Origin of the sequence: Streptomyces sp. NRRL S-920, from assembly GCF_000717945.1 — a bacterium.
GTDB lineage: Bacteria > Actinomycetota > Actinomycetes > Streptomycetales > Streptomycetaceae > Streptomyces > Streptomyces alboniger.
In genome coordinates this window covers 1-16,199 of the sequence record NZ_JODF01000065.1, presented here as the reverse complement: position 1 = coordinate 16,199, position 16,199 = coordinate 1, and the positions used below count along the sequence as shown (strand labels likewise).

Annotated in this window: 13 protein-coding genes and 1 pseudogene; 7 read left to right on the top strand and 7 right to left on the bottom strand. The window is 65.9% G+C overall.

Translation table 11 applies throughout. The annotated features are described in order from the left end of the window. Positions 1-132: 132 nt before the first annotated feature. From IG54_RS0131510 to IG54_RS0131490, 5 genes are read left to right on the top strand one after another with little or no spacing between them, the layout of a single operon-like run. Positions 133-1,170: a hypothetical protein gene (locus IG54_RS0131510; protein WP_030792449.1), complete on the top strand. Its 1,038-nt coding sequence runs from the start codon at positions 133-135 to the stop codon at positions 1,168-1,170. Positions 1,171-1,217: 47 nt separating this feature from the next. Further along, on the top strand, positions 1,218-2,102 hold the full coding sequence (locus tag IG54_RS0131505) for a hypothetical protein (protein ID WP_051820206.1): 885 nt from the start codon (positions 1,218-1,220) through the stop codon (positions 2,100-2,102). Between the two features lie 13 nt (positions 2,103-2,115). Next, positions 2,116-2,382, top strand: a complete 267-nt coding sequence (locus tag IG54_RS0131500; RefSeq protein ID WP_030792443.1) for a hypothetical protein — start codon at positions 2,116-2,118, stop codon at positions 2,380-2,382. 8 nt (positions 2,383-2,390) lie between these two features. Further along, positions 2,391-2,834, top strand: a complete 444-nt coding sequence (locus IG54_RS0131495; RefSeq protein WP_030792440.1) for an RDD family protein — start codon at positions 2,391-2,393, stop codon at positions 2,832-2,834. A 46-nt stretch (positions 2,835-2,880) separates the two neighbouring features. Continuing rightward, positions 2,881-3,810 (top strand): hypothetical protein, encoded by a 930-nt coding sequence (locus IG54_RS0131490; protein ID WP_158708963.1) that lies wholly within the window; start codon positions 2,881-2,883, stop codon positions 3,808-3,810. On the opposite strand, the gene IG54_RS0131485 is transcribed toward IG54_RS0131490, so the two are convergent. The 3 genes from IG54_RS0131485 to IG54_RS38465 form a co-directional block, all read right to left on the bottom strand. Continuing rightward, positions 3,803-4,489, bottom strand: coding sequence for a hypothetical protein (locus IG54_RS0131485; RefSeq protein WP_158708962.1), 687 nt, complete (start codon positions 4,487-4,489; stop codon positions 3,803-3,805). The two genes, IG54_RS0131490 and IG54_RS0131485, sit on opposite strands and share 8 nt — an antisense overlap. 65 nt (positions 4,490-4,554) lie before the next feature. Then, positions 4,555-6,669, bottom strand: coding sequence for a hypothetical protein (locus IG54_RS0131480; protein WP_030792432.1), 2,115 nt, complete (start codon positions 6,667-6,669; stop codon positions 4,555-4,557). A 67-nt stretch (positions 6,670-6,736) separates the two neighbouring features. Continuing rightward, positions 6,737-7,096 carry a hypothetical protein gene (locus IG54_RS38465; protein ID WP_030792429.1) on the bottom strand — a complete coding sequence of 120 codons (360 nt, stop codon included), beginning with the start codon at positions 7,094-7,096 and terminating at the stop codon, positions 6,737-6,739. 200 nt (positions 7,097-7,296) lie between these two features. Between IG54_RS38465 and IG54_RS0131470 the strand changes: the two genes are divergently transcribed. Then, positions 7,297-7,563, top strand: a complete 267-nt coding sequence (locus IG54_RS0131470) for a WXG100 family type VII secretion target (RefSeq protein WP_030792426.1) — start codon at positions 7,297-7,299, stop codon at positions 7,561-7,563. Between the two features lie 143 nt (positions 7,564-7,706). Here the strand turns inward: IG54_RS0131470 and IG54_RS0131465 are convergent, their stop codons facing one another. The 4 genes from IG54_RS0131465 to IG54_RS38460 all read right to left on the bottom strand — a co-directional run bounded on the left by IG54_RS0131465 (position 7,707) and on the right by IG54_RS38460 (position 15,677). Continuing rightward, positions 7,707-12,173, bottom strand: coding sequence for an FtsK/SpoIIIE domain-containing protein (locus tag IG54_RS0131465; protein WP_030792423.1), 4,467 nt, complete (start codon positions 12,171-12,173; stop codon positions 7,707-7,709). Positions 12,174-12,218: 45 nt separating this feature from the next. Further along, on the bottom strand, positions 12,219-12,668 hold the full coding sequence (locus IG54_RS0131460; RefSeq protein ID WP_030792419.1) for a hypothetical protein: 450 nt from the start codon (positions 12,666-12,668) through the stop codon (positions 12,219-12,221). Positions 12,669-12,715: 47 nt separating this feature from the next. After that, positions 12,716-15,025, bottom strand: coding sequence for a protein kinase domain-containing protein (locus IG54_RS0131455; RefSeq protein WP_030792415.1), 2,310 nt, complete (start codon positions 15,023-15,025; stop codon positions 12,716-12,718). Positions 15,026-15,155: 130 nt separating this feature from the next. Next, a complete protein-coding gene (locus IG54_RS38460) occupies positions 15,156-15,677 on the bottom strand; it encodes a hypothetical protein (RefSeq protein ID WP_158708961.1) in 522 nt (173 codons plus the stop codon). Positions 15,678-15,954: 277 nt separating this feature from the next. Between IG54_RS38460 and IG54_RS43190 the strand changes: the two are divergent. After that, positions 15,955-16,199: pseudogene (locus IG54_RS43190) on the top strand (BlaI/MecI/CopY family transcriptional regulator); the annotation flags it as partial.

Here is a 16,199-nt window from a genome sequence, read left to right as displayed (position 1 = left end):
AGCACATGTGCCCCAGTTGTGTGAATTTGCCCAACTATTCCGCCTGGCGGAACCAATAACTGCCCGGATAACGTCGAGGCCTTGGGGACATCCTCGCCCCGACGAGCTCAAGAACCACCAAGGAGCAGGCCCGTGGGCTTCAAGGGAATGGACGACGTTCAGGCACCCAAATTGGCGGCTGCCGTCGACGTCATGGCCGGAACCCTCACCATCCAGGGTGGCTTGATAAGCGGAATCCTGGAGAAATGGAACGCCAAAGCCGAAGGAGTCTCGGACTTTCCCAAGAAGGCATCCTGGGCGACGGACGAGGCAAAGGACATCCGGCGCCGCCTCGGAATCGCCAAGGACGACCCGGAGGCCGTTCTCACCTTCGCCAGCCTCGCGGGCGCCCTTGAAACCTGGAAGGAGTTCCAGGAGGGAACCCTCAAGGACATCAAGACTCCCCTGAAGGTCCTCAAGATTCCCACGGCCATCGAAGCCTCGATGCACCTCTACTCACGTTGGCAGCAGGGGCAGAACGTAGCGGGCGCGCGAGCCGTCTGGGAGTTGAACAAGTACTTCGGTTCCTCGGCCGAGCGCATCAAGGCGAAGCGCGGCGAACTCCTCAAGGAGCTGCTCAAGGATCAGAAGATCCGCAACTGGTACAAAGAGCCCTGGAAGTGGCAGCAGGCGGTGCGTAATACCGCTATGCGCCTGAAGATCCCCTTCGCGGAGAAGCTCTTCAAGAACGCGCCGGGCGCGAGCAAGCTCGCGAACCGTGTCCTCCTGCCGCTGAGTGTCCTCCACGGCGTCAAGCAGATGTTCGTCCCGGACCACAAGGGAGCCTATGGGGTCGCCGACCGCGGCATGGGCCTCCTGGAGGCCGGCGGCGCAGCGGCCATCCTCGGAGGCGCGGGTGCGGCCACGGCGCTGGGTGCCTCAGCGACCGTGGCGGCCGCGGTTCCGGTCGTGGGGTGGGTGGCGCTCGGTGTGGCCAGTACCTATTTCCTTGGCAGCTGGGCCTGGGACAAGTGGGGTGACGACATCAAGTCCGGTGCCAAGGACGCCTGGAAGGCCACCAAGGAGTGGGGCGGAAAGGTAAAGGACAAGGGTAAGGAAATCGTCGACGGCGCCAAGAGCGCGGTCACCAACCTGGTACCCAGCACCATCAGAAAATACAGTTTGTGGTAACGACAGACTCTCGACAGTAACCAGCGAGCATCGGACACGCCCTCATCATGCAAAACAGTAACAACACTCCTGGAATCGGCGACGGCATCAATGTCGACCTGGACATGGAACTCCAGGAGTTCCGCGGAATCCTGGCCGAGGCGCTCGCCGAAGGCGGCACCCAGCCCCTTCTGCGCCTCACGGACGAGGAGATCGCGGTCCTCGACCCGGACTCGCTGACCGACTGTGTGGCACCGACCCCCCGCCTCCCTGAACTCTCGCCCCAAGAACGGGAGTGGGCGTACGCCACCGCCCTGCGCTCCCTCGTTTCCCGCGAGGCCGTGGAGATAGCCAACATCGAGGAGCTCGACGCGGTCCTGCGCTCCGCCGAGGCGCACCCCGAGACGGCGGACACCCCCTCCGGCGTGAACGCCGACTTGCGGATCACCCCCGAGGTCAGTCTCGCTCTGACCCTGCGCCGAACCGCTGCCCGCGCACTGGCTGTCGAACAGCACACCTCCAGCGGCACCACGCACATGCTGGTGTACGTGCACGGCGATGACCTCTACCTGGTGGAGCGCGTCACCTCGGGCGGCCTGCACATGTTCACCCTGGCCGCCTCCGCCAAGGACGCGGCGGACATGGTGCTGTTGTTCGTCGACCCCTTCGAGGTCGCCGACAAGGACGGCAGACTCCAGGAGCTGACTCCGGAGCAGATCAGTACGGACGACGTCGGCACGGCGCTCTCCGAGGCCATCAACAATGCTTTGGTGGTCGGCCAGGCGGTGCTGTTGTCCGACACCCCCGGCCCGCTGCTCACCACCTATGCGACGCAGCAGTCCCTGTGGACGGTATACGTCGAGAAGCCCAACGCGCCCACCGGTATCCAGGCGCGCCCGGTCGGAAAGAACACCCTTCGCAAGATGATGACCAATCTGATCACTCAAGGCTGAGGAAAACCACAAGATGTCACGCGAGAGCGACTGCCGTGAGGATGTACGCAAACTCAAGCAGTACGCAGACGAACTCGAGCGCTCCCTGGACAACGTCCAGACCCTCTGTGGCACGGACACCTGGAAGGGTCCCAAGAGCGAGCGCTTCCGGCGTGAGTTCGCCGGCCACAAGAAGCAGATCAAGGACGCGGTCGCCAACGCCCGCGCCGCGATCGACAGGGCTCTCAAGCGCGTGGAGAAGGAAGAGGAAGAGAAGAAGAAGTCCGGAGCCGGAAAGTAGACCGCATCATGGCCGACCGCCGGCGCACCCCCACGCAAGCCCGCAGAGTCACCGCAGCCTGCCTGGACGCCCTCCTGGCTCTCCTCTGCGGCCTCGCGGCCGGGGCCGCGGCAGGAGTGAAGGTGCTGGACGGAGTCGTCGAGATCCGCCCGCAGTCCACCGCGGTGTGGACCGCTGCCCTGGGTGCGGCGTTCGGACTGTCCTTCCTCAACCACGTCCTGCTCACTCTTACGACCCGCGCAAGCCTCGGAAAGCTCCTCACGGGCGTGAGGGTCGTGCGGTCCTCCGACGGGGGCCGGCCCACCTTCCTCCGCCTGGTCGGCCGCTGGCTCTTCGGCTTCTACTGGATGGTGGTGTTCGTCCCCCTTCATGTGGCCGCCGACAGCGACGTGGAACAGCAGGACGCGGTGGGGCTGCGGGTGGTGGGGCCCCCCTCCGCGAACACAGCCTGACCAGAAGGGGTACGAAATGCGCCTATCTCGGGTGGTGATCGCGGCGATGTCGCTCGCGACCCTCGCAGCCTGCACCGATAGTGAGTCAAGTGATCCGACTGAACCACCCACGAGGACAGTGCAGTTCAGCGTCAAGACCCCGCATGACTTCGTGAAAGGCAGGCCGGGAGACGTTCTTCTCGAAGTGGAGAACAACGGCCCGTACCAGAAGGAGGTCGAAATCGATCTTTCCTTCGACCTCAAGCAAGTGCCGCAGGGCGCCATCTCGGCCGAGTACGAGGATCCCGCATCCGACGCCTGGAAAGACATCCGCCTCTCACGGAAAGGCGGTGCTGGGCGCACATCCCTGAGCGGCACGTTCCACGCCCCGCTGCCCAAGGGTCACAACATCCTGAGAATTCGCCTGACTCCGGGCGCTCGCCCTACGGCTGCTGGTCAGTCGATCGGCATCGCAGCCACCCTGCGCGGCGCGAAGAAGGAATTGGCCACCAGCACGGGAAAGGCCGAGCTGGCCAACCTTGACGTAGAGGTGGAGTCACATGCCGAGTACGTACGTAGACAGGGTGGATGGTCCGAGTACAGCTTCACAGTCAACAATACCTCTGAGGTAAAATACCCTAAAATTCAGGCACTAGCCTTCCTCTGCAAAGAGGTTGAACATGACTGTAGGCAAGACCAGTCAACTTCCGCGCTCCACGTCCAGTGGAGAGACGGAAGGAAGTGGAAGGACCTCGACACTTCCACACCGACCTCCTCGACAGAGCCCGGCAGCTCGTACTTTGACGACGCCGCCATACTCAGCACGAGTATGCCTCTGCCGGCGGCCGCGAGTCAGAGTCTGCGCTTCCGAATCAAGGCGGCAGACCCTCCGGGCGGGGACGAATGGCAGGGTGGACTGAATCTCGTAGCTCGCCACAAAGGGGGGGACTCGACCACTGAGTTCAGCTCGAAGACCGCGATCTTTCGGATCAAGTAGCCGCTTTGTCCAGCTTCCGCTGCTGTACCTCCACGATCCTCTTCGGTACAGCCACAAACCGATGCGCGAATCGGTCCTCGGCTGAAATGCTGGCCAAAGAGGCTCCACTCTGGACTACTACGAAGCGGATCTTTCTGCCGGTTTGATACTCCAGGGAGAAGTCCACGACGTCGTGACCGAGGCTTGACTCGTTCGTCTTCACAGTGCGGATCTTCTTCGTCGGGCCAGTAAGGTTGGTGTCAAACCCCGAACCGCAAGTGGTGATCGCGCTCTTCAGGTCCTTCACCGACTGCTCGGCCGCCGACTCCGACTTGGCACTCGACAGAATGAGACGGTGGGCCACGATGGGTTTCTGCGAGTCTCCAGGCTTGTTGACGATGCTCCGGCCCACAAGCCGCCCGTCGTAAGCCGAAGCTGCGGGGTATACCGCATTGACGATGGGCTGGCAGGACTTCTTCGCGGCACGGGCCGAGGCCCCACTGTCGATTGTTGTTTCGCTGATCGTGTAGCCCGGCACATCTCCCTGCGCCAGTGCGGCACTTGAGAGTTTCGCCTGAGTCAGAGGTTCGGCGCCCGCCGAGTCAGCCCCCTTGTCACCACCGCATGCCGTCGCGGACAGCAGTACCGCGGTCATGGAAAGGGATGTGGCGATCCTCTTGCTAGCAATTCCCTTGTTCATGGCGCGTGTCACCATTGCGTGCACCTCAGCTCTTTCCAGCGGTTTCAGTCGTTCGGGCGCACTGTCTACGAGTCCTGCCCCGGATAGTCCCGCGCGTTCCGCCCCGTCGAATACTCCGGCCAGATCGCCGCGACCACAGCGGGGTCCTGGAGCCACTTGCTGTAGGCCGTCCGCTCGGCAGCGGTCATGACTTTCTTGATGTTGCCCTTCTCGTCCAGGAAGTTGCCGTCACCCTTGGCGTAGTCCTTGACATCACCCGTGTACTCCCGTGACGTCTTCGGGCCACCGTCCTTTCCGTCGGTCTCAATCGTGACGGGCTTGATTCTGTTGTGCTCGCGAGCCGCGTCCGCGTTGTTCTGGTAATCGGTCCGCCAGGAGAAGTCGGCCGTGTTCTGTTTGACGCCCTGAAAAGCCTCCTTGAGTCCTTTCGGGGCGTCGTTCGCGTCTACCTTCACCAGATCCTTAATCCAGTCGGTGGCGACTCCCTGCCCGAGGCCATACGCGACACCGATGGCCGCACCCCTCGCGCCGGCGATGCCCGCTCCGCCGGTGGTTCCCATGGCCACATCACCGGCCTTATCGATAATGCCCGCGCGGAAGTTGTTGGTGTCCTCGACCCATTTGTCGATGTCACCCTCAAGCTCGGTGGACGCCGTCTTGAACGTCTCCTGGTAGAACTCCTGCATCAGGCCACGCTTCATGGAATCGAAGGAGCCGGCATCCTTATTGCTCTCGCGTGTAGAGTACGAGTGGTCGAGGGCCTGCTTGTCATACGACTGGAAAAGGGCACTGATCGTGCCTGCCGCCTTGGGGTCACGCGCCGACTCCTCCATCAGGGATCGCCACAGGTCTTCTGACACCTCAAGCCCGGGGCGCCCTGTGTCCTGGCCCTTCAGGTATTCCTGGAAGTTCCATTCGGTAGTTTTCCCGTACTTCTTCTCACCCTTTGCCACGACGTCGCTCCCCCAGAGGGAGTTGCCGTTGCCGGCCGGGGAGGTAACTCCGTACTGAAGGTCCTTCCAGTACGCGGTAATGATGCTCGCGTAAAGAGCCTGCGTTCCATCGATTGGATGCATGCCCTTCGTGTCTTTACCGTTGCGGTGCTGATAATTGTCGAAGAGGATCCGCGCAGTATTCTTTTCCGCCAAGGATGGGTTGGATTCCTTGAGTGTCACCGTTCCGGCGTTGACCATGTCAAAGAAGGCCTCGCCACGATCTTTCGGCTCGTCCACCTGCCACGGCCCCGTGTGGTAGAACGATTTTTGCACGAAGTCGTAATTATGGTCGACGAATTCGCCGGACGCCTGGGGATTGTAGGAGATGGCATCGAACAACTGCTGATAACCGTCCTTGCCCCACTCTCCTTCGCCCAGCCCACCCCCCTTTCCAAAGAATTGCAGCTCGTCCGTCTTGCCCTGCTTATCCTTCTGAAGCACGCGGTCGCCGAGGGCGACCAGGAAGTCCTTGTCATGTGAACCACCCTTCAGAAGCGGAGTCAGAAAGTCTGGCCTGAAGCCTTCGTATTCGCCTATCGACGAGTCGTCGAACCACTTGTTCCAGGCCGCCTGTTTCGTCTTGGACGACTTCCCCTCAAAAGAAACTTTCGTGAAGGTGCCGAAGGTGTCCGCGATGACTTCACGGTCCTTCTCCCGCTGTGCTGGGTGATCCTTGTACTGATCGTTGAAACGGTCGCCCATTTCGTTGGAGAGCAGGAGCAGGTTCTTCGAGCCGACTTCGTCATAGAATGACTTGATGTAGTCTGCGTCCGCCCTGTTGGCACGCAACTCGGCAAACATCTCTGGAGTGACCTCCCCAGAGCCCTCCAGGCTTTCCTTGAACTTCTCACCCAGTTTCTTGCCGTCTGCCTGCGACTTCTTCGTGGCGCCGACCATGCTTTCCTTTATCTGCACCATGCCTTGGTAGCCGTGGCCGTACTTCTGGTCCTCGGCGATGGAAAGGTGGTGTCTACGCCGTAGCATGGGGAGCTGCTTTTCGGCCCATCCCGCGATGGCAGAGATGTCGGCAAGCATGTCGGTCTTCACACCGTACTGCTGGAAGCTGGACTTGATCCACATCACGCTGGACCTGAGCTTGTCCTGGTCCCTGTTGATCGAGCTGATCGTCTTCGCCAGCTTCTCCGGGTCAATGCCCGAGAATCCGTCCCCACCACTGCCACTCATAAAGATCTCCCCGTCAGCCTTTCCGACTTGGCCCTGGATCAGTCCTCCCGGGACCACCGCCCGCGGGTCACCTGTACATGAACTGCATTTCCTTGTGCATCATCCTCGCTGTGGATGCGGACACCTTGGGGGGCAACTCCTTGATCCGTGCCTCCACGGCCGGAATAAGCTTCTCAAGCTCCCGGATCAGGCGGCCACGGTTGCCCTGGGCTTCGTCGTGCCATTTGTCAGCCGTCTTTCCCACCCAGGACTTACCCGTCTTACCCCCTCCACCCACATCCTGCGTTGCCGTCTTCAGGCACTTTTTGAGCTCTTTGACCTCATCCACGAGATTCGTCTTCAATGTCTCGAGGCGGGCCACATAAGGGTTCTCGACCTGCGGCTCTTCGTCCGCATCCTTGCCCTTGCCCTTGCCGTCATCCGCCACTAGCCCTCCAGCGTTGCAACGAGCTGCCGTTAGCAAATCTTCACAGGTTCACCCCAGTCGAGAATACGGAGCCTCCAGCGCCCCGAGCAAGGGAACTCCCGGGAGTCTCAAGGCAGATGACGGGGCCCACGCGTTGCGATAGCATCGGCCCCGGGCGGGCGGACTGTTCGCCTGGCTTTCGATACACGGGGAGGCACGCCATGGGAATTAAGGGCGCAGACACTACTCGGCTCCGGTCGCTTTCCGGGACCTTCAAAACTCAGCACGGCAACCTCGATGACCTGATCCGCGCCATTTCTTCGGGCACGAGCAACAGCGAGGAGTTCTGGAAGGGTCCCCGGGCCAACCGGTTCCGGGAGGAATGGGACAAGCTGAAGCCGCAGCTGAAGAACTTCCTGACTTCCCTTGAGAATGCCCGCAAGGAGACGCACGACGCCGCGCAGGCGAACGACAACGCCAACGACTAGTAAGCCTGGCCAAGCAGGGCCCACGGATGTTAGCCGTGGCTCCGGCCAAGCCGATTTCGAGCGCGCTTTCAAGTAACGCATCGGGGCCACACAGTCGATCGACTGTGTGGCCCCGATGCGTTACTCCGTACCAGTCCGCACCCTCAGTCCGGCAATACCGCCTGCGCGGGCATCACTTCGCCACCCGTGACGAGAAGCCCGCGTCCCGTCGGTCCACCGGTCGCACTGTTCGACGTGATCCGGATGTTGAACATCTCCCCGTCCGCCGATCCCTGCGGCGACAGAAGCAGGCCGTTCCGCGACTTCCGTGCCTGCACCACCGAGCCGCGGTACTGCGAGGACAGAGTGTCCACCGCGCCCGCCATGATCACGCCGAGACCGCCGTCCATACCGCGGCGGATCTCCTCCTCCACGGCCTCGTCCAGCGGGGTGTCGTAGATCAGCTCGGCGTCGTCGACCACGATCACATACGGACCGCGTGCGCTCTGCGTCAGCGCCTCCAACTCGTCGCCCGAACTCTCGGCGTTGAGGGACCCCAACACCCCCTTCTCCGAGGCGAGTTCTCGCAAGGGAGATCGCCTCGGCGTGACGAGGATGACCTCAGTGCCCCGATTCAGCAGCGACATCGCCGCCGCCATCAGCGTGCTGGAGCGACCGGACTTCGGTGGACCGGAGATGACGAAACCGGGCCCGGACTCCTCCAAGTCCGTGCCGAGCGGCGACAGTTCGTCCCCGCCGGCCGCGATGAGCGCCCACAGGTGTGACGGCGGGGTGAAGTCGGGCTGGAGGGCCATAGCCTCCGATGCCTTGATACGAGCCGGGAGCACGTCGACACGGATCGGGCGCTGCTCGACGGATGGGCGGGGCCAGGTCTGGGCCGCTGTCCGGGCGATCTCCTGGAGCGCTGCCACCTGCGCCTGACCATTCGGATTCTCGGCGAGGAGCGCGATCTGGCTCTCCTGAACCCCCTCGTCGGTGCCTTTGAGCGCCCGCCCCAGCGGCACTTCCTTGGGCACGTCCTTCGGCATGATCCCCGCGTACGAGTAGTCCTGTGCGTCCGCGAGCCGCAGCACGAGGCGCTCGGCGAAGGAACTGGAGATCTCGCCCATGAGACCACTGCGGTCCACGCCGAGAACGACCTTGACACCTACTGCGGCGCCCTCACGGAAAATCCGTTTCGCCGACTCGACCAGGCGCCCGTAGTCGTAGTTCTCGAAGGCGAGCCTGAACGCGTCCCAGCCGTCGAAGGCGACCACCATCCACGGCAGTCGATCCTCCGGGGCGGCGGACGCGCGCTGCTCGGCCGCGCTGGACTGGCCCTTCTCGGCGAGCAGGAGTTGGCGTCGTCCGATTTCGTCGAGCAGCCGGCCGAGGAGTCGGTCGACGCGCGCCGTCTGGTCGCGGGTCACGACAGCGCCGCAGTGCGGAAGGGTGGTCAGCGGCAGCAGCGCGTTGGCGCCGCAGTCGATGCCGTAGATGTGGACGTCACTGGGGCTACAGCTCCGCGCGATCGCTCCCGCGATCGTACGAAGGGCCGTGGAGCGGCCGGACCGCGGCCCGCCCGCGATCATCAGATGCTCGCCGTCGGCCAGGTCGAGCGCGAGCGCCGCCCGGGCCTGCTCGGCCGGGAGGTCGGTGAGGCCGAAGGCGATCGGGCGGACCGTGTCGGCGTCGGCGGGCTCCGGTGGCAGCTCGGGGAGATCCCCGAGCTGCACCTGGTCGGGGATGGGCGGCAGCCAGGGGCTGCGGGGTGTGGCACAACCCAACAGCTTCGCGCCGTCGGCGATCGCGTCCACGAGCACCGCGAGGTCGGTGACCAGCGTGCCGTCGTCGCCGTCCTCCTGAGCCGCGCGTGGAGGCGGGTGGCCGTACGCTGTCCAGTTCAGTGGATTCACGGTGACCTGCGGTGCCGCTTCGAGCCCGGGGCGGCGTCCACCGATGCGGGCGGTCTGGACGCCGACGAGGGACTGCGCGCCGGATCGCACATAGCAACGGCCGGGCGTTGCCTTGGAGATGCTGCCGGAATCAGCGGCGTCGATGACGTCGCGTGACTCCTCGCCATTGGTGACCCGCAGCGCGATGCGCAGGTTGGTGTTGGCGCGGATGTCCGCGCTGACGACACCCGCGGGGCGCTGTGTGGCGAGCATCAGGTGCACGCCGAGAGAGCGGCCCCGCCGGGCGATGTCGACGAGGCCCGCGATGAAGTCCGGAAGCTCGGCGACCAGCGAGGCGAACTCGTCGATGACGAGCATGAGTCGCGGCATGGGTTCGAGTTCGGGACGCAGCCTGCGGGCGTCGTTGTAGTCCTCGATGTCCTTGGTCTCAGCCTCGAAGAGGATCTCCTCGCGACGCTTCAACTCGGCGGCGAGCGAGGCGAGCGCTCGCTCCGTGAGGTGCGCATCGAGGTCGCTCACCATGCCCACGGTGTGTGGGAGCCGCGCGCAGTCCAGGAAGGCGGAGCCACCCTTGTAGTCGATGAGGACGAAGTTCAGGGCGTCCGGGGTGTTGCCGACCGCGAGCGACGTGATGATCGTCTGTAGCAGCTCCGACTTACCGGCACCGGTGGTTCCTGCGATCAGGGCGTGTGGGCCGTCGCGCCGGATGTCCAGGACGAACGGCCCGTCGGCGGCGATGCCGATCGGTGCCGCCGTGGTCGACCCCCCGCGCTGCCAGATCCGGGCGATGTCCTCGCCGGTCGGGTTCGGCATCTCCAGGAGGTTGAGCAGCCGGGCGGCCGTGGGCAGGGCACTGTCGGCGTCGTCACGGCTCACATCACGTACGGGGGCCAGCGCGCGGGACACCCGTTCGCACCAGGCGGTGGAGACCTGGTCGGCGAGGACCTGACCGACCGCCTCGTATCCATATCCCCTCAGGTGGACATGGGTCGGCGAGTCCGGGGTCCAGCAGACCGCGGTGCGGCACTCCTCGGGCAGCAGCCGTTCGTCGGCGTCCACACACAGGGCGAAGATCCCTACCGCCGGACCTTCCTGAAGGAGCTGCGGGACGCCGGGTACGCGGCGCAGCAGCCGCGCGCCGTCGAGGACGAGCAGCACCTGGGAGTCGGGGCGCAGCGCGTTGAATCCGCCCAGGTCCTTGGCCGCCTGCTGGCGGCGCTGGAGTTCGTTGAGGAGTTCGGTGACGCGACGGGAGATGGAGTCGGCGTCGGTGCCGACCAGGGCGACGCAGTTCTGTCCCTGTTGGGGGCTGGTGTGCGGGAGCCACTGGATCCAGCTCCACTGTTCCGCCGCATCCTTCTCCGAGGAGAGGACCACCAGGGAGAGATCGCGCGGGCTGTGCAGGACCGCTGCCTGGGCGGCCAGCCACCGGGTGGTGGACACGGCTCGTGATCGGTCCCCGGCGACGCCGACGACGCCGAGCTCGGCGAAGGGCAGCGTCAGCGGGACATTGGTCACCACCGGAGGCTGTGGCTCTTCACCCTCCTCCACCATGGCGCCGCGGGCATGGGCCAGGTCGATCTCGGCACGTAGGTCACCGAAGCCCACCCGCAGATGCATCGCGTCAGGGTCTGTGATCCGCCGCTCCCACAGGCGGCGGCGCGGGCCGGTGGCGAACAGGAGGACCTGTCCCGGATCCGGGAAGGCCTCGCGGCGGCGACGCTGGTCGACCTCGCCGAGCCGCTCCAGCTCGGCCTCGTGGTCGGCCATGGCCTTCTTGTACTCCTTGAGGGCCGCGCCGTACTTCTTCTTGCCGTGCCGCCGGTCGCTGTACCACTGGCCGATCATCATGAGCGGCGACATCAGGCAGAAGAGGAGGAAGTAGACCGACTTCATCATGAAGTACATGCCCACACCGAAGAACAGCGGCAGGAGCATCGACAGCAGCTGGAACCTGTGCCCCTCGTCCTTCTTCGGCTCCACCGGTACGAGCAGGCGTGGGTTGGCCCGTGGCGAGGTGAGCCGGGGAGGGCGGTTGTAGGCGAGGCCGCCTTCTCCCGCCGGCGACAAGTGGGCGTCCGGCGCGCCGACTTCGGAGAGGCTGAAGAGCGACTCTCCGCACTTCATCAGTGCGCCCGGCTGCCATTCTCGTGGCCCGGTCACCGCTTCGTCGTCGAGGGTGAGGGTGACGCCTTCGTACGGCGCTATCTCCACCCGTCCCTTGATGTCGACGGTCACCCGCACGGCATGCTGCGCCACATATGGGTCATCGACCGCGAGCGTCACGCCGGGCATGGAGCCGATCGTGCTGACTCCGGCGTTCAGACGGGCCACGCGCCCCGCACCCGCACCACCGCTGACCGTGATCTCGTACCGGCCCGGAGGCTCGCCGCTGACCATGAAAGGCCCGATGGCGTCGTCGGTGGTCAGGCGTACTCCGTCACGGAGTGCCCCGTCGATCCGTGCCCGCGCTTCCCAGAACTGCCCGTCGATCCACAGCCCGGCACCGGTGGTGGCCTTCTGCGCTTCCCACGACAGGGCGCGGCCGGGAAGTGGGTTCACCACCTCGGGGGACCGCGCGTGGGTGAACGCCCGCGGGTTGCCCAGCCGTTCGACCGCTGCGGCCACTTCCGCCGCGGTGCATCCCTCGTCGATGTTGATCAACGCTTCCTGTGGCGCGGCTCCTTCCCGGACCACGGTCGCCCGCACTCGCATCGGTACGTGCCCCTCCCGCTCAGTTGTCGTGTATCTCGCGTGCCATCAGGCGTTCGATACTTCCTCTACCGCCACCCCGGGTGCAAACGTTTCCAGGGCTTCGGCGAGACGCCCACGGTCCAGCGTCCACAGATTGATGTGCCTGCTCGCCAGGAAGACCTCGTGATCGATGTGCGGTGCGAGACGACCGGTCTGCTCCCGGCTCAGTGCGGAGTTGGCCCCCGGCAGCTGTGGCGCGCCCGGCCGGCGTCGCAGACCCACGTAGTTCATGGGCGAGATCGCGGCGGTCTTCTGCTGCCAGAGGACCACCGCCTCGATGTCCCGCCAGGGAACGAATGCCGTCTGCCGCGCGTACTTGGCGGGCGCGCCCCCCAAGGTCACTCCTTGGTCGTCGACGCGGAACGCGACGAGGCGGCGCGCCACAGCGCCGCTCAGGAGCTGGATCGGTGTCCAGGTGTAGTGGACTTCATACGCTGGGAGGCGATCTACAGGCATGGGCGGATCGTAATCCTTGGTGCTCGTCGGCCGGGGCCTGGTTCGCGTCAGACGGCCGGCAAGGCGTAGATCTCGGACCCGTGCGTAGCCAGAAGCCGGTTTCCCGAGGCCGCCACGTGCCACGGCGCGCCGGGGGCCTTGTTGTCGTTGTAGTTCCAGCGCGCTTCGCCGTTCTTGGCCTTCAGCGCGACGATGCCTCCTTCGTCCATCGCCGAAGCGCCGTAGAGGGTCGAGCCGACCCGCAGGAACTCCGTCGGGGCGCGTCGGGCACCCGAGTCCTCGCAGAGCCAGATCTTGCGACCCGACTTGGCATTGACCGCCCACACACCGTCGTCGTAGTCCCGGACGTAGAGCACTCCATCGATGTACGTGGGACTGTCGAACCCCCGACGGCCCTTGGGCGGCAGCGTCCAGCGGACATCGCCGGAGTCGATGTCGACGCCGGTCAGCTTCTCGCCGGGCAGGAAGATCAGGCCGTCCGCGGCCGCGGGCGTCCACTGCCAGTCGTCACCGATCTTGTTGCTCCACAGCTGCTCGCCCGTGGCGGTGTCACGCACGGTGATGTTCATCTTGGAGTCGGTGTAGATCAGCCGCTTGCCGACCACGGTTCCATCGACGTCGTAGTCATCGGTGCCCCAGTCCCGTCGCCGCAGCCAGGTCTGCCGACCCGTGCTGTGGTTGATGGCAGCGACAGCTGTTCGGAAGTCGGTGGCACTACGCGACTCACCGAGGTCCGTCACCGTGACGTACACATTCTTCTCATCCACGGCGATCGTCTTCTCCACCCGCAGTTCCCTGCCCAGGCGGCTGCGCCAGGCCTCCCTGCCGGTGCGCGGGTTCAGACCGATGAGCACGCCGTCGCCCTCGGTGCTGGCCATGAACAGCTTGCCCCCGGCCAGCAGCAGTGGTGATCCGACAGGCAGATCCGTCGTGCTGGTCCAGCGCTTCTTGCCCTTGTTCTTCACGTCGTACGCGATGAACGGGTCGGCGCTGATGAGGAGCAGGCCGTCGTGCGTCAGCAGCCGTCGCGTGGAACTGATGCTGTCCTCGGCCGTCGATTTGTGCCACAAAGGCTGCGGTGCCACGCCGTCGGGCGGCGTGGCGAACGCCTCGGGCTCAGGAACGCTCCCGCCACCCCCGCCGGATGAAGCGGGCGACCCGTCGTCCTTCCGCAACCACCAGGCAGAGCCTCCGCCGACGGCGGCCACGCCCAGGGCGCCCACCGCCACCCCCAGGATCCGTCTCCTGGAGGCCATCGCCCGCTCGCTTCGAGGAAGGCCCGACGCAATGGTTGCCGGCGCAGGCGACCCAAATGTTCCTGGCGCGGGAGACCCAAACGTTCCTGGCGCGGGAACCCCATACTGCGAGGGCCCTCCGGGGAGGGGGCCCGCTCCCCCGCCCGCGGCGTCCACGGCTGTCGCGGGCGGCCCGAAGGCCGCTGCCGGGCGGGACGTCGGTCCCTCGGGCGCTTCCAGGTCCAAAATGCCCGCCGCGTGGGTCGCGATCGTCGAAGCCACCGCGGACGGAAGCCAGTCCGTCAGCAGACTCTGCACTCCGCTCGGAGCCAGTGCCTCCACGACCTCTGTGGGAGTGGGCCGTTGCGCGGGGTCCTTCAACAGGCATGCCCGCACCAGCCCCTGTAGGCGCTGGGGGACGCCCGTGAGATCCGGCTCCGCATGAACGACCTGGTAGAGCATCGCCGCGTGTGAGCTGCCCTCCCCGAAGGCGTTGCGGCCGGTGGCCGCGAAGGCCAGCACAGCACCCAGCGAGAAGACGTCTCCAGCGACTCCGACGTCTCCTCCCACAGCCTGCTCGGGCGGCATGTAGCCGGGCGATCCGACCACAACTCCTGTCTGCGTCAGACGATTTCCGTCGATCGCCCGCGCGATCCCGAAGTCGATCACCCGCGGTCCGTCCGCGGCGAGCAGGACATTCGACGGCTTGAGGTCCCGGTGGATGAGACCTGATGCGTGGATCTCCGTGAGCGCAGCGGCGAGTCCGGCCCCCAGCGCCACCACGGTGCGTTCCGGCAGGCCCCCGTGAGCGTCGACCACTTCGGTGAGATCGGGCCCCAGCACGTACGACGTGGCGAGCCACGGAAGCGGGGCGTCCGGATCCGCGTCGACAACGGGCGCGGTATAGCGGCCGGACACCGCGCGGGCGATCTCGACCTCGTGCCGGAACCGAGTCCTGAAGCCCTCGTCCGCGGCGAGATCAGGGCGCACGACCTTCACCGCGACGGTACGACCGCCGGGTGAACGGGCGAGATAGACACGGCCCATCCCGCCTGCGCCGAGCCTCCGCAGCAGCCGATAACTGCCGAGTTCTCCCGGGTCGTCCGCTTGCAGTGGTTCCATGCTCCCCGCCCCTGTCATCACTTCGGTATGCGCTGCACTCCTGTTCGCGTACACAGTAGTGAAGGGGGCGACGAGGGCTGGAGAGAGGACGACCGTCCAGGGACCGCAGCGTCTCGACGCAGGTACTCACTCACTCCACCCGTGCCAGCCGCGCCCTCGGATCCCCCGCCTCCGGATCGTCCGACGTGTACTTGAGGTGCTTGCCGTCGGGGCGCAGATAGACCGTGTGGGACGTTCGCGCGCACTGGCCGCCGTTGTTGCTCGCGCCCTTGCCCGTCGCCACGAGTTCCTTGGGCGAGGCGGACTTGAGGGTGAGTACGTCCGTGCAGGTGTTGCCGATCAGGTCGCGCTGCACGACCGTGCCGACCCGGGCGCCCGGCTCGGCCTGGCGCAGGGTGACCGTGAACGTGCCGAGCGGGATCGTGCCGCCGCTCGCGTCGGCCTTGCCGCGCCAGGTGCCGAGGTAGGCCTCGGGGATCCGTCCCGCGCCGTCCCCGTCGGAGGGGTTCGCCGGGCCGGTCGCCGCCGGGGGCTGCTGTCCGGCACCCCCCGCCGCGTCGTCGTCCTTCGGCAGCACCCCGAAGACGAAGACCGACCCCACCGTGACGGCGGCCAGCGCCCCGGCCACGGCGAGGGCGACGGTACAACTCACTTTGCGCCCGCGCCCGTTCGCCCCCTCGGGCACGGAGGTGGCGGCCACCGAGAGGGAGAGGCGTCCGGGCGTGCGGGGCGCCGGTAGGGCGGGGCGCGCGGCGGCTTCGGCGGCGTACGGGGGAGGGGCGGCGTCCCCGGGAGAGGCGGCTCCCCCGGGAGGGGCGGCATCCGTCGGGGGGCCCGCGCCTGGGGAAGCCGCGTCTGGGGAGCCCGTGCCTGGCGTGCCCGTGCCTGGGGGGACAGCACCTGCGGGGGCGCCCGCGTCTGGGGAGGCAGTGCTGGCAGGGCTGGCGACGCCCGCCGAAAAGGCCTCAGCTGCGGGAGAGCCCACGTCCGCCGAAGAAGCGGGCCCCACACAAGAACCCGCGCCCTCCGAAGAAGCGGACCCCGTACCAAAGCCCGCCCCCTCCGAAGAAGCCGCGTACGAAGAATCGGCCGACCCGAACTCCCCGGGCACCGACGGCACGCTGAAGGCCACCGGCCCGGACCCCGCCTCCCCCGCCGAAGCGCCGAACCCCGC